Here is a 23502-nt window from a genome sequence, read left to right as displayed (position 1 = left end):
AAACGGGTTTCGCATATTCAAGGCTATGTAAATAAACATTAAAACCGTTATATAGGGGACTATCCGATGGCTATCACAAATATTCATGGGCTTTAAAGCGGCTCTTATTCTTGCACTAAGTGTTTTAGGAGTTACTCAAGCAAACGGACGGGAAGTCGACAACAAGCATATGCAGAGTTGCGATTTGTCAGATGAGTGTCCAATCCCTTATGTTCGACTTGCTGGTATAGAAACGACGCCGTTTTTGTGGCGTGGGCAGGTATTGCCTGACACAAGCCAATACCCGAAATCCAGAGCGACTATTCGCCGTTATCGGCGCGCATTGGCGCGTTTTCCGGACGTTTTAAGGTGCTTGAATCCTAACGAGCGGCAAAAAGATGCACCTGACTTACGAAACATTGATTGGAGGCGAATTGGCTCGAAAGAACAAGTTGAGGTTTGCATGTTTTGGGTTTTTTCAAGCTACGGGAACTTGGAGCGGTCACTCCTGTGGTTCGAGGCGCAAGGAATGAGTAATGTTCGAAACCGTCAAATTCGAGTGCGAATTGATTTTACGAGCAACGAGCGACGCGATTTGACAGTCACTCAGGCTGGTAACATTGTGGGTGAAACAGGACGTGTTTTTGGCACTTTCGGAGAAAGAGGCACTCTTTTTTCCAGGTTACTTTTCCATGGTGAATCCTTCTCGGTCACTCGGCTTGAAGACGGCTCCATACATGGGACAAACTACGAACAATCCGCATTTTAGCCCAACTTCCGGAGCACAACATGCAAACCATTCGTCTTGCTGCCAATTGTATCGACTCAACAAATTACTTGCACACCGATCCAAACGGACTTCTGTAAGAAGAACCATGCCATTGAAATCAAGCCGTATTGTCCCTTCCCACTGAAATGGGAAGGGACCTGTACTGTTAGATTTAGAGAGTTTATCGGCGTCTGTCCCGGCGCGAAGACATCGGCTGGAACGCAACGCCCACATGGGCTTCGCAGTAAGGTTTGCCCGGTTGCGAGGCGAGGCCACAGAACCAGAACTCCTCTGTTGCGGGGTCACCGATTGGCCATTTGCAGGTCCGTTCTGTCAGCTCCATCAACGACAATTTCTTCGCGGTCTTTTCAACTTCGCGAACAGAGGCCAGCGCCTCCGGGCTGATTTCGTTGGCAGAGGGTTGCGGAGGCAGCGGCTGACCCGCAGGAATAATGGCTTTGCGCGCAGGGCTTTGGTGCGCGGCAAGCGGGCTTGTTGTTTCTGGTCTTGGTTTTGCAGGCGCGGACGGTTTTGCAGCCACTTTAGGTTTGGCTGCTGGTTTAGCGGCAGCTTTATCCTTGGCTGCTGGTTTCGCGGCAGTGCCGGCACGGTTCGACAAACCAAGGCGATGCACTTTGCCAATCACAGCATTGCGGGTCACACCACCCAGCTCTTTTGCGATCTGGCTGGCCGACTGGCCTTCGCCCCACATCTTCTTCAGAACTTCGACGCGATCTTCGGTCCAGGACATCTGGTTTCCTTACTTGAAGCAGCGAACGGGCGCGTGACCCGAAAATATTTTACAGCCGCATGAGAGAAATTAACTGACCCCCTATTTTATACATGGGAGAGCAGGATACAAGGACCCCGTTGCAGGCTGCATAAAAAAGCCTGTAACAGGTGCACAGAGGTGGGACATGCAGAGTTTTGACGAAATGGGATCGCGTCGCTTTAGTGGGGTGAACTGGCTGGGGCTTTACACGCTTGCTTTGCGGGAAGTGCAGCGTTTTCTGGTGGTCTGGACACAGACATTGCTTGCACCATTGGTAACGGCCGGGCTGTTCCTTGCGATTTTCACGCTTGCCATCGGGGCGCGGCGCGGCGACGTGATGGGGGTGCCTTTCCTTCATTTTCTCGCGCCCGGTATCCTTATGATGACGGTGATCCAAAACGCATTTGCCAATACGTCTTCGTCCATCGTGATCGCTAAGGTGCAGGGCAATATTGTTGACACTCTGATGCCACCGCTTTCCCCACTGGAACTTGTGCTTGGCTATATTGCAGGTGGTTTGCTGCGCGGTGTTATGGTGGCGCTGGCCCTTGGGACTGTTATGGTCCTGGTGCTTGGAATAAGCATCGCACACCCTGTCTGGGCCCTGATATTCGTTGTACTGGGCGGATCCTTCATGGCAGCGCTTGGGGTGCTTGCGGGCGTCTATGCCAACAAGTTTGACCAGATGGCGGCAATCACGAATTTTATCGTGACACCTTTGTCATTCTTGTCTGGAACCTTCTATTCCATCGAAAACCTGCCTCCTGCCATGCAGATAATTTCTCGCATGAATCCAATATTTTACCTTATTGACGGTGTCAGATACGGGGTGATTGGCCAATCAGATTCTTCACCATGGCTGGGCATGTTGGTCTGTGTGTCAGCCGTTGCATTTGTGACGTATCTTGCTTGGTTCCTGTTTCAACGCGGATATAGGTTGAAACCCTGAAACTGCGGCAAACGAGAGTTTCTAAGCGATACGTCTATGGCATCGGCTGTCCAAGGTTCCGCAAAGGCGAAGTGCTGACCAAGGTTGAACGAGGCCAGATAGAGCCTGCTTTTAGAAAACGGGTGTTTCTTACATTGATTTCGGGTGCTGCTTTTTGACGATTATGTAGGAGTAACGCTGCGAAATGATCATTGTGAGCCCCATTTTCATGGCCACAAATGAACTGTCGCGGGTACCAAGCCAGATGGGTTTGCCGGAACGACCCGCCGATCTAATTAACGGCTGACGGTGCAGGTGTTCTGCAGTAGGATTACCACATGACGCAAGATCGGTTTATCGCCAAAGGGGCCGCGAGCTTTAACATCAGCTATGATGCCCCGCCGAAAGATTTTTACTTTCTGCTGCTGCCTAAACTGACAATGTTGGCTTTTAGCGCAGCTGTGGAACCTTTGCGTATTGCCAATCAGGTTACGAAGAAAAACCTCTATCGCTGGTACACGATGACAGAGGACGGAGAGCCGATCAGTTGCTCTAACGGGGTAAGAATCATCCCAGACATGGCGCTTGAGCCGTTACCTGCCAGCGCGAATGCATTTGTATGCGCAGGGGTGGAGCCACGGGATGCCGCGAGTGATGTTACTCTGAACTGGCTGCGGCGTCAGCGCGCCTTTGGCAGTACCGTAGGTGGCATATGTACCGGGGCCTTCGCCTTGGCTGAAACCGGCATGCTGAAGAACCGCAGGTTCACATTGCACTGGGAAAATCAGCCCGCCTTTCAGGAATATTATCCTGACCTTGAGCCGACACCGAACCTCTATGAAGTGGACGACAAGCTGTTGACTTGTGGCGGGGGCAGTGCCGCGACAGACATGATGCTTGGCTTGATCGAGGCGGATCATGGCAAGGATCTTGCGATCATCGTGGCCGATATGTGTATTCACGGGCGCAGCGGCAGTCAGCAAGCCCCACAAAAATCTGTGTTTTCCGTGGCAATTGGCAGCCGGAACCAGCGGTTGATAAATGCAATACAGATCATGCAGGCCAATATTGAAGACCCGATGGAAATTTCGGAACTATCTGAACAGATCGATATCTCAAGACGCCAGCTTGAGCGGTTGTTCAAAACCTATGTCGGGATGTCACCCAACCAGTATTACCTTGATCTGCGCGTCGCTCGTGCGCACGCCTTATTGATTGAAACCAATCTCGCCATCTCCGAAATTGCTGTCGCAACGGGGTTTGGCAGCACGACGCAGCTTGCTGCAAAGTTTCGCAAGAAGTTTGGGGTTTCTCCGCAGCTGTTTCGTAAAAGCTGGAGCACGGGCAGTTGATGGCCCTTGCCTGACCCTTTGGACCCCCCTAGACAGGCCCCGTTATCTCCCCTAAACGCAACTTATGAACAAGAGTCGCCATATCGCTGCAATGACCCGACGCCGACGCATCCGCGCCTGACGTCCGTTCGCCTGTTCTTTTGCACCATGTGGCGCACCCCCCTTTCAATACATTGACCTGCCCCCGCCGCTCTGGCACCACTTGGGGCTTCTGATAAGGAAACCTGACATGATCCCGTCTGTTCTGCCGACATATGCCCGTGCACCGCTTACCTTCGTTAAAGGCGAAGGCAGCTGGCTGATCGAGGCTGATGGCCGACGTTTTCTGGATCTTGGTGCCGGAATCGCCGTGAATGTGCTGGGCCATGCGAACCCAACGCTGGTTGCGGCGTTAAATGAACAGGCGTCAGCGCTTTGGCATGTTTCGAACCTCTACAACATTCCACAGCAACAGGCTTTGGCGGACAAGCTCGTGGATGCGACTTTTGCCGATACGGTGTTCTTTACGAATTCTGGCACCGAAGCGTGCGAACTGGCCGTCAAAATGGCGCGTAAATATTGGTACGAAAAAGGCGCGCCGGAACGCGTGAATATCATTACCTTTGACGGCTCGTTTCATGGCCGGTCTGCTGCTGGCATCGCCGCCGCCGGGTCCGAAAAGATGACGAAAGGGTTTGGTCCGCTTTTGCCGGGGTTTGTGCATTTGACCTTCGGTGACCTTGATGGTGTGACCAATGCGATTGACGCTGAAACCGCCGCGATCCTGATAGAGCCGATACAGGGCGAAGGTGGTATTCGCCCCGTGCCTGACGCAGAGCTTAAGGCCCTGCGCCAGATTTGTGATGACACGGGCATCTTGTTGATACTCGATGAGGTTCAATGCGGTGTTGCCCGTACTGGTAAGCTGTTTGCCCATGAATGGGCAAACGTGACGCCAGACATCATGATGGTGGCCAAAGGTATTGGCGGGGGTTTTCCGCTCGGTGCGGTCCTCGCAACAGAAGAGGCCGCTGCGGGTATGACTACCGGCACTCACGGCTCGACCTATGGCGGCAACCCGTTAGCCTGCGCTGTCGGATGTGCGGTTATGGATACGGTCAACACACCGGAATTCCTGGCAGATGTGAACCGTAAGGCCGGAATGCTGCGTCAGAAGCTCGAGGGTTTGATCGCGGCCCATCCGGATGTTTTTGAAGAAGTGCGGGGCACGGGCCTGATGCTCGGGCTGAAATGCAAAGCGCTGAATGCAGATGTTGTTGCCGCGAGTTACGCAAATGAGTTGCTGGTCGTACCTGCGGCGGACAATGTTATCCGTTTGCTGCCCGCACTCAACATCACCGACGAAGACTTAGCCGAGGCCGTTACGCGCCTTGATCACGCGGCAATGGCCGTGGCCAAAGGATAATTGAGATGAGCCATTTTCTGGATATTCACAAAACTGACCCGGCAGATTTACGCGGCATGATCGACAATGCAGCGACTATGAAAAAGTCACGCAATGGCCGCCCAAAGGGTGCGCTTGACGATGAATTGCCCCTTAAAGACCACATGGTTGCGCTGATTTTTGAAAAACCCTCAACCAGGACGCGCGTCAGCTTTGACGTTGGTGTGCGCCAGATGGGCGGCCAGACGATGCTACTGTCCGGGGTGGACATGCAGCTTGGTCACGGCGAAACCATTGCCGATACCGCGCGTGTGCTTAGCCGGTATGTCGATCTGATCATGATCCGCACGTTTGAAGAACAAACCCTGCTGGAACTCGCTGAATATGCAACTGTGCCAGTGATCAACGGCCTGACAGACCGCACACACCCTTGCCAGATCATGGCGGACATTCTGACGTTCGAGGAACACAACGGCCCGATCAAAGGCAAAAAGGTCGTCTGGTCTGGCGATGGGAACAACGTATGTGCAAGTTTTATCCATGCAGCCGGCCAGTTCGGGTTTGATTTGACGTTCACAGGCCCCGAGACGCTGGACCCCGAGCAGGGGTTCATCGATCTTGCGCGCTCAAAAGGTGTAAATATCGAGATTGAGCGCAACGCGCAAAAAGCTGCCGAAGGGGCTGACCTGATCGTGACGGACACCTGGGTGTCGATGCATGACCCGCAATCCGCGCGGGAGCGCCGCCACAACCAGTTGCGCGGCTATCAGGTGAACGAAGAGCTGATGTCGCATGCAAAACCAGATGCCCTGTTCATGCACTGCCTGCCTGCCCACCGCGACGAAGAAGCGACAAGCGTCGTTATGGACGGTCCGCAATCGGTAATCTTTGACGAGGCTGAAAACCGTCTCCATGCGCAAAAGGCGATTATGCGCTGGTGCTTGGGGCGCTAGCGTCTTGTGGCCTGTCCAGCCCTCGATAAATTACGCGTTCACAATCACGTGCATTCCTGCCGACATAGGGCGGGAGTGTGATCTGGGCTTGTATCTTCCTCAGCAAAGCCTACGCTTATTGCAAAAAGTGGGGTGACAATGACAAAGACTAATATCGGGCTGGTTGGGCTGGGAACCATGGGCAGCGCCCTGACTTTGAACATCGCTGAAAAGGGCTATCCAATCGCGGTGACGACGAGGCTCGCGTCGCGCACTGATGAGTTTCTGGAAAAGGCACGCAAAGAATTGGGCGATGCCGCCGACAAGATTACCGGGTGTGGCGATTCAGCCGAAGAATTGGTCAAGGCACTCAGCACACCCCGAACAATCATTTTTATGGTGCCAGCCGGGCAGATCGTTGATGACCTGATCGAACAATATAAACCCTTGCTTGCGCCCGGTGATACGCTGGTTGACGCAGGCAATGCCAACTTCCACAACACCCGCAGGCGCGGCGAGGAAATGGCCGCCTCTGGTATGCACTTCATTGGTATGGGTGTGTCAGGTGGCGAAGACGGCGCGCGCCACGGCCCCTCCATCATGGTGGGGGGAGACCCCGAAAGCTATGCGCATGTACGCGAAATGGTGGAAGCCATTTCAGCGAAATTCGAAGGCGCGCCATGTGCCGAACATCTTGGCCCTGACGGTGCCGGCCATTTTGTGAAGACGGTGCATAACGGTATCGAATACGCTGATATGCAACTGATTGCAGAGGTTTATGGCCTGCTGCGCGACGGTGAAGGCAAGAGCGTTAGCGAAATTGGCGCCTTGTTTGAAGGCTGGAGCAATGGCCCACTTAATTCCTATCTGGTTGAAATAACGGCCAAGGTTTTAGCGGCCATAGATTCAAAGACGGGCGATCCCGCAGTCGACGTCATTCTGGACCGTGCCGGACAAAAGGGAACGGGGCGCTGGACTGTGATTGAGGCACTTCAGCTTGGCCAATCCGCCTCCACGATAGAGGCCGCCGTTGGTGCGCGGTCGTGGTCGTCTGACATTGAAGCCCGCAAGACAGGAACCGAACTGCTGGGCGGGGACATCAAGGATGGTACAACTCTTTCAGAGCCCATTCTTGAATCTGCTCTGCTTGTTTCACGTATTCTGGCCTATGCGCAGGGGTTCCAGATACTGTCGGCGGCATCGGACAAATACGATTGGAACGTAGATATGGCGCGCGTTGCTGAAATCTGGCGCGCGGGTTGTATCATTCGTTCAGCCTTGCTCGATGATATTTCGGCGGCATTTCGTGCCGACCTCGCTCATGGAAACCTTTTGTTTGCCCCGGCCTTTGCGGTCCGCCTTGAAAACGGGGTGAAGGCACTTCGTGCGCTTGTCGCGTCTGCTGTTTTGCGTGGCATCCCTGTGCCTGCGTTTAGCGCGGCTCTGGCGTGGTTTGACACAATGAGGCAAGCACGTGGAACTACCAATCTTGTGCAGGCGCAGCGTGATTTCTTTGGCGCGCATGGGTTTGAAAGGCTGGACGCTGAAGGTGCGCACCACGGCCCGTGGTGGGACTGAGAAAACTCAGCTTGGTAATGTGTTCGGGATCAGGAAGATAACCGCTGAAATCGCAGCGGCCGCAGGAACGGTGGTGAACCAGACCGCAACGATCGTCATGAAATGTGACCTGGTTGCAGGCTAGCGTCGCTAACGCTCTTTCCGCGCAATTGGCAACTGCGAAAAATTGGTTGTCGCATATTTGAACTGGGAAATCTTTTCAGGTCTTTATCGAGTGGTTTCTACCAATTCCCCTTGCGCCAGTCGTCGCAGTGCGCGCCGCTTTTGAACTTCTAAAAATTGTCCAGAATATTGCGCAAACCCGGCTCGTCGACCAGATTGGCAGCCTCAACAGGTGTCATCCATTTGCGAGTACGCTGGTGGGCCTCTGGAAAGGTATCTTCCAGTTTTTCAACTTCGACCGCAAATACCTCTGTTACGCAGGTGGCATGGCGGCCAGTGTCGAGTTCTTTCACATAGTCAAAGCTGCCAACTGCGTCCTTGTTGATAGTGCCTTCGCGCACACCAGCTTCTTCCCAGGCTTCCCGCATCGCGGTACTGCTGGCGTCCAGACCTTCGATGGGCCAGCCTTTGGGCAGAATCCACCGACCGGTATCCCGGCTGGTAATCATCAGAACGTCTTTGTTGGTGCCGTTTTTGCGATAGCAAAGTGCTGCGACTTGTAACAGCCTTGGGTGCGGCAACAGCGGTCGAACCAGTTCGGCCCATGCCCGCTTCGATGCGTCTGTCATTTAACCTGCTCACGTTTCGCGTTTTTATATGCGCCCAGATATAGGTTCTTTTGCTGAAAAAGCCAAATTGCAGAGGAATCGATCCAAAATTGAGGCGCCGGCGGCGCCACTATTTCTGGCACTTCGTGCGGTTTTGCGCTTCGCGCGGGGATATTTAAGGGATAAAGAAACAGCTCGGTTTCATAAATCGGCTTGTTTAGTCACCGCGCCTTTTTGCACGCAATGTTGGATTTGCTTTGGTTGGGTCTTCGGGCCAGGGGTGGCGTGGGTAGCGCCCCCGCATGTCTTTTCGCACATCGCTGTAGGACGCTGCCCAAAAGCCGGGCAGATCCATTGTGACCTGGACTGGACGGCGGGCGGGGGAAAGGAGTGTGATGCGAAGCGGCGTTCTGTTGGGTCCGACTGTTGGATGCCGGGTGAGACCAAAGAGTTCCTGTAAACGGATTTCTATAGAGGGGTCTTCACCGCTGTAGTCCACCGGAATGCGATTGCCGAGGGGCGTGGTGAAATGAGACGGGGCGAGTTGATCCAGCAATTTTGTCTGATCCCAGTCAAGGCGCGCTTTGAGGGCAGGGAGCAGATCAATAGATTTGATGTCTTCGGCAGTTCTGGCTTTACCAAGATGAGGAAGCAGCCAATCGTCCAGAGCATCCATCAACGCCGTGTCAGACATATCAGGAAGGCGATCACTACCCGCACGCACGAGTTCTGCACGCGCTTGAAATCTGCGCGCTGTCGTGTTGAAAGGCAGTCCAAGGTCCGCGATACCATCAAGCGCAGCGCGTGCGACCTGATTGTCCGGAGCATCGCGCCAAAGCCTGTCACTGAGGATGAGCGCACCAAGGCGTTCCTGTTCGCGCGCAACCACGCGCCGGTCGCGTTTTGACCATTCGCAGAACCGATGCCATTGAATTTGTTCGCCCAAAAGCGCGCGAATCTCTGCTTCTGTGATTTCTATCGCCTGTCGGATTTTGGCTTCGCGCGTGTCACCATCAAGGTCGGTCGCAACGATAAACCTTGCCCCGGCGAGCGGATCGTCTTCGCTCATGGCGGCACCTTTGCCTCCTGAGAGAACCCAGCGGGGTGCCTCGCCTTTTCGGCGCTGGCCAATACGGTCCGGGTAGGCGAGCGCGGCCTGTTCCGCGAGGCTCAGCACCTCTGTTTGTGTCGGCTTGGTGAGTGACGCGAGCCGACGCGCCTCGGCCTTGATGCGTTCAATCGTGCCACGGTTTGCACTGTGGCCGCGTGTTGCCTGGAAGTGGTCGGGGTCGCGCAGGGCTTCAGCGCGCAATGTGAGATCAACAGGGGCGTTGCGCGCCAATGGGTCGCGATCAGCGAGGAGAGCCGCCAAAAGCGCAGCATCTCGTCCGGCACGTGCAAGCATATGCGCAAGTCGTGGGTGAAGCGGCAGGGTTGCGAGCCTGCGTCCGTGAGGTGTGATGCGCCCCTTTGTGTCAAGTGCACCAAGGTTTTGCAGCAATGACTGCGCTTCGGCATAGGCGCCGGGGTTTGGTGCGGTCAGGAACGCCATTTCAGAAGGGTCCGCCGTTCCCCAGAGCGCGAGTTCCAGAACAAACCTGCTAAGGTCAGCCGATTGGATCTCGGCGGGTGGAAAGGGTTGCAACCCGCCTTCTTCGCCTTTGGTCCAGTGTCTGTAACACTGACCCTTGGCAACGCGCCCGGCGCGGCCCTTTCGCTGTTCGGCCTCGGCCTTTGTCACCCGTTCCGTGACGAGCCGTGACATGCCGGAGCCCGCGTCAAACCTCGCCCGGCGCGCGCGACCGCCGTCAACAACCACGCGTATATCCTCTATCGTCAGTGAGGTTTCGGCAATTGCTGTGGCCAGCACGATTTTGCGACCTTCACGCACTGGTGCAATCGCCTTGCGCTGGGCGGCAAAACTCATTGCGCCAAACAGGGGATGAACCGTGCATTCATTGGGTAAACGGCCCTTGAGCCGAGCTTCGACCTGACGGATTTCACCTTCGCCCGGTAGAAAGACCAGCACGCCGCCGGTTGTTTCAGCCACCGCCTGTTCAACAAGCGCAGCAACGCTGGCGTCAAACCGCGTTCCCTTGGATATTGGCCGATCAAGCCAATAGGTTTCGACCGGAAAGGCGCGCCCTTCGGATGTTATGACCGGGGCATTGGCCATCATCTTTGCCACGGGTTCTGCATCAAGTGTTGCTGACATCACGAGCAAGATAAGATCTTCGCGCAAAGCGCTGCGCAATTCCCAGGCAAGCGCGAGCCCAAGATCTGCATTCAGGGAACGTTCGTGAAATTCATCGAAAATTACCGCGCCGACACCGTTAAGTTCGGAGTCAGACTGGATCATCCGGGTCAGGATGCCTTCGGTTACAACTTCAATCCGGGTTGCGGGGGAAACCTTCGATTCACCCCTGATCCGGTAGCCGACAGTTTGCCCAACCTTCTCGCCCAAAGTTTGTGCCATGCGTTCAGCGGCGGCGCGTGTTGCAAGGCGGCGTGGCTCCAGCATCAGGATGCGACCTTTACACAGCTCGGCTTTATGCATTGCCAGGGGAATACGCGTTGTTTTACCTGCGCCGGGTGGGGCTTGCAGCACTGCACGCCCATCGGCGCGAAGGGCGGAAATGAGCGCTGGAAGCGCCTCGTCTATCGGTAATTCCTGTATCACGTGTCCCTTATCGGTGATCATTCACCACACCAACAGACCAAAAGCGGTCTTTTGCACCAGTCTTTCTGTTTGTGGGCACTAGACATAACCCCCCCGGACAAGGCAAGACACCAGTCAAATCGCCAATTCTTCTGGCACGACCTTTAAAAGGGCCGAAAGCGTAATGGACATACAAGAACTCGCAGAAAAGGTACTTGCTGGCGAACGTCGCGCGCTGGCACGGGCAATCACTTTGATAGAAAGCCGACGCCCTGACCATCGCGCAGAAGCTGCCGAATTGCTTGATGTTGTCAAGCGAAGCGACAGGCAGGCATTGCGGATTGGTCTGTCGGGCACACCTGGTGTCGGGAAATCCACATTTATCGAATCTTTCGGTATGATGCTGACGGCAAAAGGTTTGCGTGTGGCGGTGCTGGCGGTTGATCCGTCTTCAGCCCGATCAGGAGGATCAATTCTGGGTGACAAAACCCGGATGGAGCGGCTGAGTCGTGATCCGCGCGCCTTTATCAGGCCATCCCCAAGCCAGAGCGAACTTGGTGGTGTCGCAAGACGCACGCGCGAAGCTGTAGCGCTTTGCGAGGCAGCGGGGTACGACGTGGTGCTGATTGAGACCGTTGGGGTAGGGCAATCTGAAACCGTTGTCGCGGAAATGTCAGATCTGTTTGTTCTTCTGCTTGCACCTGCGGGTGGGGATGAACTGCAGGGCGTGAAGCGCGGGATCATGGAAATCGCCGATATCATTCTGGTAAACAAGGCAGATGGCGAGCTTAAGCCAGCAGCCATGCGTACCTGCGCGGATTATGCCGGGGCGTTGCGCCTGCTGCGTAAGCGGCCGCAAGACCCTGACAATTTTCCAAAGGCAAGAACCGTATCCGCACTGCAAGAAGGTGGCCTGGAAGACGCCTGGGCTGATATGATAACTTTGTCTGACTGGCGCCGCGAAACGAGCCACTGGGACGCGCGCCGCGCAAGCCAGGCGCGACACTGGTTTGAGGAAGAAGTCCGCCTTGGTGCGCTTGCACGCCTGTCGCAGGACAAAGAGCTAAGCGCGTTGATGGATCAGCTTGGAACTGAAGTGGCCAAAGGTCTTACCTCGCCCTGGGCTGCCGCAGAGCGGGTAATTGCAAAGCTGAATGCTGTTTAAATATAGCAGCATGAATCGCTTGACGGCACGGGTGAATGGACGTAAACCGCAGCTTCAGAATTCAAGGTGCCGCGCTAGCGGTGCCTCTTTTACTTACCGAGGCCCGTTTGGGTTTCTTCGAGACGAGGACAAAATCATGTCGCGCCGCTGCGAATTGACCGGAAAAGGCCCTATGTCTGGCAACAACGTCAGCCATGCTAAAAACAGAACCCGTCGTCGGTTTCTGCCAAACCTGAATGATGTGACCCTGATGTCTGATGCTCTGGGTCGGTCTTTCAAACTGCGTATTTCCGCCGCTGCGCTGCGCACCATTGACCACCGTGGTGGTCTGGACGCGTTCCTGGCAAAAGCCAAAGACGTTGATCTTTCAGACGGAGCTCTGAAAATCAAAAAAGATATCGCAAAGGCACAGGCAGCCGCCTAAGCCCTTTCACTGGACGGATTTGAACACGGCCTCGCCTTTTGGTGGGGCCGCTTCTTTTTGCCTGATGACACTCTGAAGAACGCCGCTTATATCAGGCATATGGTAAGGCTTCGATTCATATCGGCGATTGCACTGTCGCTGTTGATCGCGCTCACAAGTGCTTCGATGGCGGTTGCGCGCGGGCAAACCTTGGTTGCAGGTCAAATAGTGATCTGCACAGGATATGCCTATGTCACCATTGATGTTGATTCCGAAGGTCAGCCTGTTGGGCCTCGTCATGTTTGCCCGGATTGTGCGCTTTCGTTGCTGAACGCGCTAAACACGCCTTTCGTGTTTGAAATGCCCGAGTTTGAATTTGGACAAGCTTTTGTCGTCGAGGCAGAAATTGGAATGTCTGGTGCCGCGCTTTTTGCGCTGCAAGCCCGCGGCCCGCCCCGCATTGGTTAAGAAATCCATACTTTCCCAAAACCAAACTCAATAACAGGAGAGACAAATGTCTTTCAAATCTATCCTTATGGCCGCAATTGCTGCGGTAAGTTTAGCCCTGCCTTCCTTAGCGCATGACACTGGTACAATCGTTGTCGAAGATGCCTACGCCCGCGCTGCAGGTGCTAACGCCAAGGCGGGTGCCGCCTTTATGGAAATCAGCAACCACACACCCGACGACGACAGGCTGCTTTCAGTCACCTCTGATGTGGCGGCGCGTGTTGAATTGCACACCCACAAAGACATGGGCAGCGGTGTTATGCAGATGTCCCATGTCGAAGAAGGGTTCGTGATTCAGGCAGGTGAAACTCACATGCTGGAACGTGGTGGTGACCACGTCATGTTCATGGGGTTAAACCGCAGCCTGAATAACGGCGACGTTGTGACCGTTACCCTGACATTTGAAAAGGCGGGTGAAATGGTGGTGGAAATTCCGGTCGATCTGAACCGGTAAACCATTTCACACATTTAACAAAACGGGGTTGCGTCAAGGCGCAGCCTCTTTTCGTTTCGCGGGTTTCCCTGTTCTCCGGTCGTTGCGCGCATTAAGACTGCGTGTGTCGATCAGGAGCAAACCCAATGACGCATCGTGTTCTCTTTGTCTGCCTTGGAAATATCTGTCGCTCGCCTTCGGCTGAAGGGGTGTTTCGCACGCTCGCAAATAGCGCTGGGGTAACTGTTGACGTGGAAAGTGCTGGGACTGCTGGCTGGCACACTGATAATCCGCCCTACGGTCCAATGCAGGAGGCGGCGATTGCGCGCGGCTATGACCTTTCAGATTTACGTGCGCGACAGATTCACCCAACGGATTTCGCCCAATTCGACCTTATCATCGGAATGGACGGCAGCAACATCGCCGATATCGAAGCCTTGCGTCCAACTGGCAGTACAACTCCCGTTCGCCTGTTTCTGGATTATGCACCCGAAACAGGCCGCAAAGAGGTGCCGGACCCTTACTACACTCGTGATTTTAACGAAGCACTTGATTTGGTTGAGGCGGCGTCACGCGGCCTGATTGCTCAGTTGGGAGAGCAGTAAACCTCGGCCGCAGAGCCAAATTCCTTGTAGCGTTCCCAGAAGCGTTCATCGCTTCGCCGGTCTGACTGGCGAATTTCCTGCGCGCGGTGCGGCATCTGAAAAAAAGAGGCTGCCAGGCGCTGGTCCGTGCTGTTCAGCGTCAGGTTCGCAACGTCCTGAATACAGCCACACAAAGCGCGGCTTGCACCACGTCGATCAGACTGAAGACAGGCGCGCTCAATTGTACCCGCCTGAACAGCGGGTGCCGCAATTGCATAGATCAACAGACCCGCAAAAATTCGTTTCATGTTCTGCCTCGTACCTCTATCGGCGCCGGGGTTATCCCCCGTGTCATCCGAACAGGATTGCTCATTAGCGAAATCATGACTGAATTTTCAGCAGTTTTCAAATCACATATTGCGCAATTTGCTGTCTAAAACGAGTTTGCAGTTTTCAGGTCGCAGTTTGGGTCTTTCAGGCAGCTGCACGTGCCATTTTCGCAGCAACCGTTATAATGGCAACCGCATTCGGGCTCGTGTTCTCAACTCGCGCCTGAGTCAGGATTGCGTCCATCGTTGCGTCAAGTGCATCCAGCTTTTCAGCAACCCATTCTTGCGATTTCCGGATTTTCAGAATTTCTGTCGCGACGTTGATAATCCCGCCGCCGTTTGCAACAAAATCGGGTGCATAAAGAATGCCGCGTTCATGCAGTGCTGTGCCGTCCTCTACGCCCACCAGCTGGTTATTCGCGCCACCCGCAACGATACCAACTTTAAGCTGTGGAATGGTTTCGGGGTTCAGAATGCCACCAATCGCGCAAGGTGCGAAAACATCTGCAACAACCCCGTAGATCTGGTCCAGTTCAACAGCGGTCGCACCAAAGTCGCGCACGGCCTGCTCAACACGCGTTTTATTCACATCGGTGACAATCAGATGCGCGCCAGCGTTGGAAAGCAGTTGGCAGAGATGGAAGCCAACATTGCCAAGGCCCTGAACTGACACAACCACACCTGAAAGCGCGTCTGTTCCGTTTTTATGACGATGCGCTGTGCGGATCGCATTAAAGATGCCGCGTGCGGTGATGGGCGAGGGGTCGCCACTGGCAAACTCACCATCTGCCAAACCGGCGACATATTGCGTTTCAACGGCCAGCCGTGCCATATCGGCAGGGGTCATTCCCATGTCTTCAGCGGTCCAGTAACGGCCTGCCAAAGCGTTGATCGCTTGTCCAAAGCTTGCCAGCAGCTCCGGTGTTTTCTGCGTAAGCGGATCGCCAATAATCACGGCTTTACCGCCACCCAATGGCAAACCTGCGGCAGCGTTCTTGTAGGTCATACCTTCTGACAACCGTTCCACATCACGCAGTGCCTCTGCTTCGTGGGTATAGGGGCGCATCCGAAGCCCGCCTGCTGCGGGGCCAAGCTGTGTTGAGTGCAGCGCAATAAAACCAACCAGCCCGACAGAAGGATCTGCGACACGATAGATTTCCTCGTGCGTTTCAGACGGTATGGACGTGAGTTTCATTTGACGGGTCTCCCTTTGGCGCTATGTACCACTGTCAGATTGGAGATTTCAGCTAATCTGATCTTTTAAACCAGAAATTTTAGTGATAAACTCTAGATTATAACGAAAATTTAGTGAAAATATGGATTCTATCGACAGAAAAATTGTTGCCGCGCTTCAGGAAGATGGGCGGATAAAGCTGGTTGATTTGTCTGAAAAGGTTGGCCTTTCCCCAACACCCTGCGCCCGGCGCGTGGCAATTTTGGAAAAGTCCGGCGTCATTGCCGGATACACCGCGCGTATCGATCAGGCGAAACTTGGTTTGCCTGTCAGCATATTCATTGCTGTTGAGCTTGAGCGTCAGTCACGCGATGCGCTTGACGCCTTTGAAGACGCAGTTCGCAAGTTTGACGAAGTGATGGAATGCTTCCTGATGACCGGGTCGCGCGATATCCTGCTTCGCGTTGTTGCGCGTGACCTGACAGATTTTGACAGCTTCCTCGAACATCGGCTCATGCGGGTGCCGGGTATCCGGACCATGCGATCCAGCTTTACCTTGCGGACGATGATCCAGCGCCAGGCCCTGCCGATTGCGCGCTAGCAGACGGATTACTCCGCCGCAAGCTGGTCCGCCTCATATGGTTCTTGCACTTTCATCGTTTTCGCCTGCCCCAGCCTTGGGTGCAGCTTTCCGGCGATCATCCATGCACCAAACAGCCCGGCACCTGCCGCAACGAAGGACCCGGACAAGGGCGCGATCAATAAAACCAGCCAAACCGCACCGGGGGTCAGAATACCGGATACATCACGGAAGCTTGAATAAATTGCTGACATTTCGGTGCGTTCCGAAGGCTTCACCGCCATCAGGAACGGCAGGCCACCGCAGACGTCAAGCAGGATAAGGAAGAAGGACCCAAGCATCAGTAGGCCAACAACAACCAGCGCTGGCAAAGGCAACACCCCGGCGAAGAAGAACAATGCCCCGGCTGTCATGAACCCCGCACGCACCGCATAGCGCACCGAATAGCGCTGTATCCAGCGCAGCATGAAGGGCGTCAGGAACAGCGCCCCATTTGTGATCGAAAGCATGATACCGCCGGTCTGTTCACCCAGCCCGTTTTCAACCGCATAAATTGGCAGATAAACCACATAGACCCACCATCCGCAGGATCGGACCACCGCAAACATCCACCCGGCAATCAGCCGAGGCTGCGCAAAGAACCGGCGCACAAAGGCAAGCGGATTCGGTGCGGGTTTATGCGCCCGGGTAATCAGCTTTCCATTTCCGAGCCGCATGACGAGGAATACAATCAACAAAGCAAGCGAAGCACCAGCCGCAATCAGAAATGGCAACGGGTCCCACCATCTCATCAGCATAACGCCGCAAACAGGCCCAAGGGTCCAGCCAAGCGCGCTGAAAAACATGCGCTGGGTTTCGGCTTTGCCAAGCTCGATCTTGGAAATGTAATCAAGGACGTAGGCGTTGAAGCAGACAAAGACGATGACAATAGAAATGGTGTTGAGCATCAACGCAGCAACCATCGCGACCGGCTCATTCAAAATCGCGAGACACGAGCCACAGAAATACATCGCCACACCGATTGAGTACACCCAGCGGCGCGGGATAAACCGGGTGAGCCAGGGTACCATAAGTCCGGTGATCAGAGAGGCGATCCCCACAAGGAAATAGACTTCGGATACAACGCTTGCGTCCTGCAACGCGCGGTACATCGCCAGCGGAAAAACCGACACCAGAATGCCCCGCGCAACTGCCTCTATTCCCGCAAGAATGGCAAAGCCCCGCACACTTGGGGCGGGTGCATGCCGAAGCCATTCGGGAATGCGGCGTTCTAACATCGAGGGCTCGCTCAGAAATGGGGCGACTCAAAGTCGCGTCTCCCCCAAAGCTGGCCCTCTCACAGATCGTATTCTGCGCCAGTTGCGACATTTTGGCATGTCGTTATTTTTGCTCAAATTTTCGTGATTACACACGACGGTAGCAGGCTGCAGGCGTAATGGCGATATGCAGTACGCTACATTTCCTTCATCACCGCAACCTCAAGCGTGCCGATTTCGACAAACGGACAGGCCTTTGCCATTTCAAGCGCGGCTTCCATACTGTCGGCACTTACAACCGAAAACCCGGTCAGCGCCTCTGGCCCGCCGTCGGTCATCACACCGCCAGCACTGACAAAGGTCGATTTCCCCAAGGGTGTTCCGGGGTTCACCACCGCATCGCCCAGATCGCTCAGCCACGTCCGCCACCGCTGCATATGCTTTGCCCCTTCTTCCGGGGTCTCAGGCTGTGCGCCGCCGTGATAGGCAAGGATGTAGTTTGGCATGGAATTTTCCTTCGACTTGTTCAGTTTGTAATTCTCGTCGTTGAAAGGCGTTCAATATTGCTCAAAACCCGCAGATAACCTTTCAATGCAGGGCTACAGGTTCAACCCCGCTTGACCAACCCTTAAAACCCAATCATATCCCCAATCATGACCGACCTTAGCAAAATCCGCAATTTCTCCATCGTGGCGCATATCGACCACGGTAAATCAACGCTGGCTGATCGTCTGATCCAGGAGACGGGTACGGTGAAAGACCGTGATATGAAAGCCCAGCTTCTGGACGCGATGGATATTGAACGCGAACGCGGCATCACCATCAAGGCGAACACCGTCCGGATTGACTACAAAGCGGATGATGGGCAGGACTATGTTCTGAACCTGATCGACACCCCCGGCCACGTCGATTTCGCCTATGAGGTCTCACGCTCCATGCGGGCGGTTGAAGGCTCTTTGCTGGTTGTCGACTCGACCCAAGGGGTTGAGGCGCAGACGCTGGCCAACGTCTATCAGGCGATTGACGCGGATCACGAGATTGTGCCGGTCCTGAACAAGATCGACCTGCCAGCCTCTGATTGTGACCGCGTGGCCGAGCAGATCGAGGACGTGATCGGGATAGACGCGACAGGCGCGCTTCAGGTCTCTGCCAAAACCGGGCAGGGCATCCGCGAAACGCTTGAAGCCATCGTCACCCAACTGCCACCCCCGAAAGGCGAGCGTGACGCACCGCTGAAGGCCATGCTGGTGGACAGCTGGTATGACAGCTACCTTGGCGTCATCGTGCTGGTGCGCATCATCGATGGTGTCCTGAAAAAGGGCGACCGTATTCGCATGATGTCAAACAACTCTGTCCACCCGGTCGAACGCATCGGCGTGTTCCGCCCGCAGATGGAAATGATCGACGAACTTGGCCCCGGAGAGATCGGCTTTCTGACGGCATCGATCAAACAGGTGCGCGACACCCGCGTGGGCGACACGATCACCACCGAAAAGAAAGGCTGTGAGGCGGCGCTTCCCGGTTTCAAACCCTCTCAGCCCGTTGTGTTCTGTGGCCTCTTCCCGGTGGATAATGCCGAATTCGAAGACCTGCGCGATGCCATCTCCAAACTCTCGCTCAACGACGCGTCCTTCAGCTCTGAAATGGAAACCTCTGCCGCGCTAGGGTTTGGTTTTCGCTGCGGCTTTCTTGGACTTTTGCATCTTGAGGTGATCCGCGACCGGCTCGAGCGCGAATATGACATCGACCTTATCACAACCGCGCCCTCGGTGATCTACCAGATCTACATGCGTGACGGCACGGTGCAGGAACTGCACAACCCCGCAGACATGCCTGACCTCACCTTTGTCGACCATATTGAAGAGCCGCGCATCAAGGCGACCATCCTTGTGCCCGACGAATACCTTGGTGACGTGCTGAAGCTGTGCCAGGACCGCCGGGGTATGCAGATAGACCTGACCTATGCAGGCAGCCGCGCAATGGTGGTTTACGACCTGCCGCTCAATGAGGTGGTGTTTGATTTCTACGACCGCCTCAAATCTGTGACCAAGGGCTATGCGTCGTTTGACTATCAGATGATCGGCTATCGCGAGGATCACCTTGTTAAAATGCAGGTGCTGGTGAATGACGAGCCGGTGGACGCGCTTTCCACCATGGTGCACCGCGACCGCGCCGAAACCCGTGGCCGCGCGATGGTCGAGAAACTGAAAGACCTGATCCCCCGCCATATGTTCAAAATCCCGATTCAGGCAGCGATCGGCGGCAAGGTCATCGCGCGCGAAACATTGTCAGCCATGCGCAAGGACGTGACGGCGAAATGTTACGGCGGGGACGTGAGCCGGAAGAAAAAGCTGCTTGATAAGCAGAAGGCTGGGAAAAAGAAGATGCGCCAGTTCGGGAAGGTGGATATTCCGCAGGAAGCGTTTATATCAGCGTTGAAGATGGATGGTTAGGTGGAACTATCGTAACCATTGTGTCGAGCGATGCGGCCCAAGATGCCCTTTGCAGTGATGTCTAGCTGTTAATGCTCTTTGTAGTCAGCTGGGGCAGTGAAATCCACGCGTTCGTTTGAAAGTAGCTTGTGTATTTTGTCTAAGCCTTTTTTTTCCTTTTGTTCATAGACTGCGACTGAAGTCCCGCCTTTATGTTTCAACATTTTCATTGTGGGAACGTCAGTATCGCCATCTCCAAAAAAAACCATATTTTCAAATGGAAGTGGCCTCTTGTTTTCTGGAGTAAACTTATTCAGGTCGTCGTCGTTCCAAGTATTTTCAATGCCTTTGTTTAGCCTAAACAGATACTGTGTTTTTGTGGTGTAATTGATAGCGACACATGGCCAAATAGCCGTTTCGTCAACATACATGTACTTTGAAGCGAATATCTTTTTAAAATAGCGAGAAATTGGACAACCGTTTATCATCTCGAGCGTTCCCGATGATAAGATGTAATGGTCGAGGTTTAGATCGTGTTCTTCAGCAAATTTGTTAGTCCGGTCAAACCAAGATCCATCAGCAAGTCCCGGAAACAATTCAACGCTTGAACCGTGTTTAGCTAGGGATTCCTTTGTGACAGCAATAACCGCATCCTTTGCTTTCTCAAGCATAAGCTGCATGTAGATCAAAATCTGATCAGCATCTTCTGTTTTAGTTCGGCTTTTAACCTCTTTCCAAAAATCTCCTTTGGTCATTCCAATTGCTGGAATGAAAGCCGTTTCTTGAATGTTCCCCTTTGCGAGTGTTCCGTCAAAGTCATAGATGAATGCAGCTCTTGCCATTATTAATCCTCTTATTCGAATGTAGATTTAATTCTGCTATCTTACCACGACTATACAACCCCTGCGCAAGTTGTCTTGCTTCACTTCTACCTTATCTAGGAAATAAAACTCTAAGCACTCGTCTTCCAGAATCGCACTCAGTACTAGTTGCTACGCAACTGCTCAGAAGCAAGAGGACCTAGAGTTTATAGCCCGTGCCACGCACGGGCAGCGCCCGACCCGCCCCCATGGGCGGGCGCTTTCAGCACCCACCCTCGTGCCGGGCGCTGCCCTTTGATAGGTATTGATCGTTTCCGGGACTACGCTCACGCCCCCAGATTTTGCCGCAACCCCCATCCATGTTATTCTTCCCGCACAATAAAAACTCGGGGGACAAAACTATGGATTCAGCAACACGCGCTGCGATTGCGCTGGGACGCGGCAATCATTTCTTCAACGTCATGCGCACCGCGCTTTTCGTGCTGTTTGGCACGCTCGTCCTGATCGCAACAACGGATACGGGGCCTTATGACCTTGCCCTTGGTGCGGTTATCGTTAGCGCAGCGCTTTACGGCGGGCTTGCGGGGGACTCTGCCCTGCGCGACCTGACCGCCATTAACAAGGACATGAACGAAGAAGACGCCGCCAGCAACTTTGGCCGCTCTGCCAATGGCGCCCCGATGATGCTTTACCGCGTGATTACCGCGCTGGTCTACATCGTCATGGCGCTGGCACAGCTGAACGCGCTCTGACAAAAGCAGGGGTCGCCTAGAACAACAGCGACCCCTTCATTATGTCTTTCATCAGGATCAGCGCCTTGCCGGGGCGGCGCCCTGTCTCTGGGTCTTTCGGGCCCAAAAGCTCGTCATCCACCTTGTCCTGAATGCGCCAGAAATCCTTCATCGGCACAAGGGCCGCCGACGGTTTGCCGTGCCGCGCGATGATCACCGACACCCCGCCATGTTCCGCCGCCCCCAGCAGTTTTGTCAGCTGTGGCCTGACATCTGTGACGTTGACCCGCATAAACATGAAAACCCCCTTTAAAGATCTCAAAATCAGGGGGTATTTTTGTTTAAAGAGTTTAAAGAAATCGTGTTGTGGGCGTTCGTTACCCCATCTGACGCAGATCAAAGACATCGGCTGTGCCCGTCATATGATCCGCCCGAAACGCGTATTTTGAACGGAGTATTATTTATGTTTCGCTTGGCTCTTTTCTTGTTTTCCATGGTCGCAACCAGCCTTGCGGGCACGGGTGTTATCATTGCGCTTGTATCTGGACATGACACATTAATGCCAATCCTCTACAGTGCGGCAGCCGGATTTATTGCTGCAATTCCAGTGACTTACGTTATCGCAAGGAAGATAACAGAGCTACGCTAGAAATGCCTGCATTGCGGCCTCGAACTCGCGTGGTTTATCTGCGTGAAGCCAGTGGCCCGCACCCGGTATTTTCGCGAATTTTGCGTTTGGAAACAGTGCCTTGATCTGTGGCCGATACTCTGGCCGTACATAGTCGGACTCTGCCCCGGACAAAAATAGCGTAACCCCCAGAAATGCCACGGTTATTTCGGGAAAGCCAATGATTTTTGGCATTTCGGTTTCCAGTGTGTTCAGATTAAGACGCCATTTTTTCTCTTTAATATCAAGTGATTGTAGCAAGAAGGCGCGTATGCCAGCTTCGGGTATTTGTTCCGCTAGCATCTGGTCTGCGTCAGAGCGTTTTTCGACCCTCTCCAAATCCAGATCCCGCATCGGTTTGATGTATTGAATCTGTGTGTGAGAGTAGGCGACAGGGGAAATATCGGCGACGATCAACTTATTGATAAGATAGGGATATTTTAGCGCAAGGATCATAGATGCCTTGCCACCCATCGAATGGCCCACCACATCCATAGGCGCGCCGTGCGACTCTATCACCTCGGCCAGATCATCGGCCATATCGTGGTAGCTTTGCGTTTTAAACCAAGGGCTTAACCCATGGTTGCGCATGTCAACGCTAAGAACCTGCCGCCCTTCGGACATCCGTTTCGCAATCACACCCCAATTGCGCGCAGAACCATAAAGCCCATGCGCGATCAACAGCTTAGGTTTGTCAGTCTCAGAACCGGTCACAATCGTATTAAGCATGGTTTTTCATACCCTTTTGCGACTTTGGCTACCAGACCTATTGAGGCAAACCAATCCACACGCTAAACCTTGTGTGACAAAAGGGTGTAGTTATGGATATCGGGTCAGTTCAGGCCAAGGCAGACGAGATTTATGAACTGATGGGCGAACGGTTGACCGCTCGCGGCAGTAATCTTGTTTCGCGCACCCAAAAAGCGGGCCGTTTGTTGCCGCGCCGCATCCGAAAGGAAGCGCTCTATCTTGGTGAAGCAGCCAAGCAGGCGGAGAATCCGAAGTTAATGAAAATCTTGGATTATCAGCGTGTTAACGTGGCATTTCGCGCCTGTTTGCATTATCTGAAATCGATCAACGTCGCTGCGCGTCGGCGGGAATTGTTGCTTGGTATTCTGGGTAGCATAGGGATAGCCGTGTTCGTTATTTCAGGTCTTGGGATATTTGTACTGACCTGGCGTGGCTATCTGTAACATCTTGGCAAAACCCGACCCCAACCGTTCTGGTTAGGGTCGGGAGAGCATTTAGAGGTTCGGGTACAATGGAAACTTCGCACAAAGTTCTACGACTTTTGTTTTAACGGCGTCCTCAACGGCTGTGTTGTTGTCTTCGCCGTTGGCGGCAAGGCCGTCGACCA

The 23502-nt window shown here is 54.1% G+C and carries 25 protein-coding genes; 15 read left to right on the top strand and 10 right to left on the bottom strand.

Annotated features, from left to right (window positions below):
* Positions 1-929 precede the first annotated feature (929 nt).
* The gene (locus MWU63_RS19790; RefSeq protein ID WP_213888835.1) at positions 930-1499 is read right to left on the bottom strand and encodes a GcrA family cell cycle regulator; all 570 of its coding nucleotides are present in this window, start codon (positions 1497-1499) and stop codon (positions 930-932) included.
* A gap of 166 nt (positions 1500-1665) precedes the next feature.
* On the opposite strand from MWU63_RS19790, the gene MWU63_RS19785 reads away from it, so the two are divergent.
* The 5 genes from MWU63_RS19785 (at position 1666) to gndA (ending at position 7694) form a co-directional block, all read left to right on the top strand.
* On the top strand, positions 1666-2469 hold the full coding sequence (locus tag MWU63_RS19785) for an ABC transporter permease (RefSeq protein WP_213888834.1): 804 nt from the start codon (positions 1666-1668) through the stop codon (positions 2467-2469).
* A gap of 317 nt (positions 2470-2786) precedes the next feature.
* On the top strand, positions 2787-3800 hold the full coding sequence (locus MWU63_RS19780) for a GlxA family transcriptional regulator (protein WP_213888833.1): 1014 nt from the start codon (positions 2787-2789) through the stop codon (positions 3798-3800).
* A gap of 229 nt (positions 3801-4029) precedes the next feature.
* Positions 4030-5205, top strand: coding sequence for an aspartate aminotransferase family protein (locus MWU63_RS19775; protein ID WP_213888832.1), 1176 nt, complete (start codon positions 4030-4032; stop codon positions 5203-5205).
* A 5-nt stretch (positions 5206-5210) separates the two neighbouring features.
* Entirely contained in the window at positions 5211-6137 is a 927-nt protein-coding gene (gene argF, locus MWU63_RS19770; protein ID WP_213888831.1) for an ornithine carbamoyltransferase, read from the top strand.
* A gap of 138 nt (positions 6138-6275) precedes the next feature.
* Entirely contained in the window at positions 6276-7694 is a 1419-nt protein-coding gene (gene gndA, locus MWU63_RS19765; protein ID WP_213888830.1) for an NADP-dependent phosphogluconate dehydrogenase, read from the top strand.
* A gap of 272 nt (positions 7695-7966) precedes the next feature.
* Here the strand turns inward: gndA and MWU63_RS19760 are convergent, their stop codons facing one another.
* Both MWU63_RS19760 and hrpB read right to left on the bottom strand, forming a co-directional pair.
* The gene (locus MWU63_RS19760; protein ID WP_213888829.1) at positions 7967-8425 is read right to left on the bottom strand and encodes an NUDIX hydrolase; all 459 of its coding nucleotides are present in this window, start codon (positions 8423-8425) and stop codon (positions 7967-7969) included.
* Positions 8426-8621: 196 nt separating this feature from the next.
* On the bottom strand, positions 8622-11105 hold the full coding sequence (gene hrpB / locus MWU63_RS19755) for an ATP-dependent helicase HrpB (protein WP_247079685.1): 2484 nt from the start codon (positions 11103-11105) through the stop codon (positions 8622-8624).
* A 142-nt stretch (positions 11106-11247) separates the two neighbouring features.
* On the opposite strand from hrpB, the gene meaB reads away from it, so the two are divergent.
* The 5 genes from meaB to MWU63_RS19730 all read left to right on the top strand — a co-directional run bounded on the left by meaB (position 11248) and on the right by MWU63_RS19730 (position 14176).
* Positions 11248-12228 (top strand): methylmalonyl Co-A mutase-associated GTPase MeaB, encoded by a 981-nt coding sequence (gene meaB, locus MWU63_RS19750; protein ID WP_247079682.1) that lies wholly within the window; start codon positions 11248-11250, stop codon positions 12226-12228.
* Positions 12229-12364: 136 nt separating this feature from the next.
* Positions 12365-12652, top strand: a complete 288-nt coding sequence (gene rpmB / locus MWU63_RS19745; RefSeq protein ID WP_247079680.1) for a 50S ribosomal protein L28 — start codon at positions 12365-12367, stop codon at positions 12650-12652.
* A 57-nt stretch (positions 12653-12709) separates the two neighbouring features.
* The gene (locus MWU63_RS19740; protein ID WP_213888825.1) at positions 12710-13099 is read left to right on the top strand and encodes a hypothetical protein; all 390 of its coding nucleotides are present in this window, start codon (positions 12710-12712) and stop codon (positions 13097-13099) included.
* Positions 13100-13145: 46 nt separating this feature from the next.
* Positions 13146-13592, top strand: coding sequence for a copper chaperone PCu(A)C (locus MWU63_RS19735; RefSeq protein WP_213888824.1), 447 nt, complete (start codon positions 13146-13148; stop codon positions 13590-13592).
* Between the two features lie 125 nt (positions 13593-13717).
* Complete coding sequence (locus MWU63_RS19730) at positions 13718-14176, top strand: low molecular weight protein-tyrosine-phosphatase (RefSeq protein ID WP_213888823.1); 459 nt, start codon at positions 13718-13720, stop codon at positions 14174-14176.
* Here MWU63_RS19730 and MWU63_RS19725 read toward each other — a convergent pair.
* Both MWU63_RS19725 and MWU63_RS19720 read right to left on the bottom strand, forming a co-directional pair.
* Positions 14158-14463, bottom strand: coding sequence for a hypothetical protein (locus tag MWU63_RS19725; protein WP_213888822.1), 306 nt, complete (start codon positions 14461-14463; stop codon positions 14158-14160). The genes MWU63_RS19730 and MWU63_RS19725 overlap by 19 nt on opposite strands.
* Before the next feature lie 166 nt (positions 14464-14629).
* On the bottom strand, positions 14630-15679 hold the full coding sequence (locus MWU63_RS19720) for a Glu/Leu/Phe/Val dehydrogenase dimerization domain-containing protein (protein ID WP_247079678.1): 1050 nt from the start codon (positions 15677-15679) through the stop codon (positions 14630-14632).
* 121 nt (positions 15680-15800) lie between these two features.
* Here MWU63_RS19720 and MWU63_RS19715 point away from each other — a divergent pair, with 121 nt between their 5' ends.
* Complete coding sequence (locus MWU63_RS19715) at positions 15801-16259, top strand: Lrp/AsnC family transcriptional regulator (RefSeq protein WP_213888820.1); 459 nt, start codon at positions 15801-15803, stop codon at positions 16257-16259.
* An 8-nt stretch (positions 16260-16267) separates the two neighbouring features.
* On the opposite strand, the gene MWU63_RS19710 is transcribed toward MWU63_RS19715, so the two are convergent.
* Together MWU63_RS19710 and MWU63_RS19705 are read right to left on the bottom strand one after the other, a co-directional pair.
* Positions 16268-17515, bottom strand: a complete 1248-nt coding sequence (locus tag MWU63_RS19710) for an MFS transporter (protein ID WP_247079676.1) — start codon at positions 17513-17515, stop codon at positions 16268-16270.
* Positions 17516-17691: 176 nt separating this feature from the next.
* The gene (locus MWU63_RS19705; RefSeq protein ID WP_213888818.1) at positions 17692-18000 is read right to left on the bottom strand and encodes a YciI family protein; all 309 of its coding nucleotides are present in this window, start codon (positions 17998-18000) and stop codon (positions 17692-17694) included.
* Between the two features lie 147 nt (positions 18001-18147).
* On the opposite strand from MWU63_RS19705, the gene lepA reads away from it, so the two are divergent.
* Positions 18148-19947, top strand: coding sequence for a translation elongation factor 4 (lepA, locus tag MWU63_RS19700; RefSeq protein ID WP_213888817.1), 1800 nt, complete (start codon positions 18148-18150; stop codon positions 19945-19947).
* A gap of 68 nt (positions 19948-20015) precedes the next feature.
* Here the strand turns inward: lepA and MWU63_RS19695 are convergent, their stop codons facing one another.
* Positions 20016-20768: an HAD family hydrolase gene (locus MWU63_RS19695; RefSeq protein ID WP_247079674.1), complete on the bottom strand. Its 753-nt coding sequence runs from the start codon at positions 20766-20768 to the stop codon at positions 20016-20018.
* Between the two features lie 380 nt (positions 20769-21148).
* Between MWU63_RS19695 and MWU63_RS19690 the strand changes: the two genes are divergently transcribed.
* Positions 21149-21499: a hypothetical protein gene (locus MWU63_RS19690; RefSeq protein ID WP_213888815.1), complete on the top strand. Its 351-nt coding sequence runs from the start codon at positions 21149-21151 to the stop codon at positions 21497-21499.
* Between the two features lie 16 nt (positions 21500-21515).
* Here MWU63_RS19690 and MWU63_RS19685 read toward each other — a convergent pair whose 3' ends face one another.
* Positions 21516-21776, bottom strand: a complete 261-nt coding sequence (locus tag MWU63_RS19685; protein ID WP_213888814.1) for a type II toxin-antitoxin system Phd/YefM family antitoxin — start codon at positions 21774-21776, stop codon at positions 21516-21518.
* 39 nt (positions 21777-21815) lie between these two features.
* On the opposite strand from MWU63_RS19685, the gene MWU63_RS20520 reads away from it, so the two are divergent.
* Positions 21816-22127 carry a hypothetical protein gene (locus MWU63_RS20520; protein ID WP_348646259.1) on the top strand — a complete coding sequence of 104 codons (312 nt, stop codon included), beginning with the start codon at positions 21816-21818 and terminating at the stop codon, positions 22125-22127.
* Here the strand turns inward: MWU63_RS20520 and MWU63_RS19675 are convergent.
* The gene (locus MWU63_RS19675) at positions 22119-22874 is read right to left on the bottom strand and encodes an alpha/beta fold hydrolase (protein ID WP_247079672.1); all 756 of its coding nucleotides are present in this window, start codon (positions 22872-22874) and stop codon (positions 22119-22121) included. The two genes, MWU63_RS20520 and MWU63_RS19675, sit on opposite strands and share 9 nt — an antisense overlap.
* A gap of 92 nt (positions 22875-22966) precedes the next feature.
* Between MWU63_RS19675 and MWU63_RS19670 the strand changes: the two genes are divergently transcribed.
* A complete protein-coding gene (locus MWU63_RS19670; RefSeq protein WP_213888811.1) occupies positions 22967-23338 on the top strand; it encodes a hypothetical protein in 372 nt (123 codons plus the stop codon).
* Positions 23339-23502 lie beyond the last annotated feature (164 nt).

Source organism: Pseudohalocynthiibacter sp. F2068 (assembly GCF_023015645.1).
Classification (GTDB): domain Bacteria; phylum Pseudomonadota; class Alphaproteobacteria; order Rhodobacterales; family Rhodobacteraceae; genus Pseudohalocynthiibacter; species Pseudohalocynthiibacter aestuariivivens.
This window is presented reverse-complemented; position numbering and strand designations above follow the sequence as displayed.

Coding starts and splice junctions, on each gene's coding strand:
- MWU63_RS19790 (WP_213888835.1), bottom strand. CDS start 1,499: ATGTCCTGGACCGAAGATCGCGTCGAAGTTCTGAAGAAGATGTGGGGC.
- MWU63_RS19785 (WP_213888834.1), top strand. CDS start 1,666: ATGCAGAGTTTTGACGAAATGGGATCGCGTCGCTTTAGTGGGGTGAAC.
- MWU63_RS19780 (WP_213888833.1), top strand. CDS start 2,787: ATGACGCAAGATCGGTTTATCGCCAAAGGGGCCGCGAGCTTTAACATC.
- MWU63_RS19775 (WP_213888832.1), top strand. CDS start 4,030: ATGATCCCGTCTGTTCTGCCGACATATGCCCGTGCACCGCTTACCTTC.
- argF (WP_213888831.1), top strand. CDS start 5,211: ATGAGCCATTTTCTGGATATTCACAAAACTGACCCGGCAGATTTACGC.
- gndA (WP_213888830.1), top strand. CDS start 6,276: ATGACAAAGACTAATATCGGGCTGGTTGGGCTGGGAACCATGGGCAGC.
- MWU63_RS19760 (WP_213888829.1), bottom strand. CDS start 8,425: ATGACAGACGCATCGAAGCGGGCATGGGCCGAACTGGTTCGACCGCTG.
- hrpB (WP_247079685.1), bottom strand. CDS start 11,105: ATGATCACCGATAAGGGACACGTGATACAGGAATTACCGATAGACGAG.
- meaB (WP_247079682.1), top strand. CDS start 11,248: ATGGACATACAAGAACTCGCAGAAAAGGTACTTGCTGGCGAACGTCGC.
- rpmB (WP_247079680.1), top strand. CDS start 12,365: ATGTCGCGCCGCTGCGAATTGACCGGAAAAGGCCCTATGTCTGGCAAC.
- MWU63_RS19735 (WP_213888824.1), top strand. CDS start 13,146: ATGTCTTTCAAATCTATCCTTATGGCCGCAATTGCTGCGGTAAGTTTA.
- MWU63_RS19730 (WP_213888823.1), top strand. CDS start 13,718: ATGACGCATCGTGTTCTCTTTGTCTGCCTTGGAAATATCTGTCGCTCG.
- MWU63_RS19725 (WP_213888822.1), bottom strand. CDS start 14,463: ATGAAACGAATTTTTGCGGGTCTGTTGATCTATGCAATTGCGGCACCC.
- MWU63_RS19720 (WP_247079678.1), bottom strand. CDS start 15,679: ATGAAACTCACGTCCATACCGTCTGAAACGCACGAGGAAATCTATCGT.
- MWU63_RS19715 (WP_213888820.1), top strand. CDS start 15,801: ATGGATTCTATCGACAGAAAAATTGTTGCCGCGCTTCAGGAAGATGGG.
- MWU63_RS19710 (WP_247079676.1), bottom strand. CDS start 17,515: ATGTTAGAACGCCGCATTCCCGAATGGCTTCGGCATGCACCCGCCCCA.
- MWU63_RS19705 (WP_213888818.1), bottom strand. CDS start 18,000: ATGCCAAACTACATCCTTGCCTATCACGGCGGCGCACAGCCTGAGACC.
- lepA (WP_213888817.1), top strand. CDS start 18,148: ATGACCGACCTTAGCAAAATCCGCAATTTCTCCATCGTGGCGCATATC.
- MWU63_RS19695 (WP_247079674.1), bottom strand. CDS start 20,768: ATGGCAAGAGCTGCATTCATCTATGACTTTGACGGAACACTCGCAAAG.
- MWU63_RS19690 (WP_213888815.1), top strand. CDS start 21,149: ATGGATTCAGCAACACGCGCTGCGATTGCGCTGGGACGCGGCAATCAT.
- MWU63_RS19685 (WP_213888814.1), bottom strand. CDS start 21,776: ATGTTTATGCGGGTCAACGTCACAGATGTCAGGCCACAGCTGACAAAA.
- MWU63_RS19675 (WP_247079672.1), bottom strand. CDS start 22,874: ATGCTTAATACGATTGTGACCGGTTCTGAGACTGACAAACCTAAGCTG.
- MWU63_RS19670 (WP_213888811.1), top strand. CDS start 22,967: ATGGATATCGGGTCAGTTCAGGCCAAGGCAGACGAGATTTATGAACTG.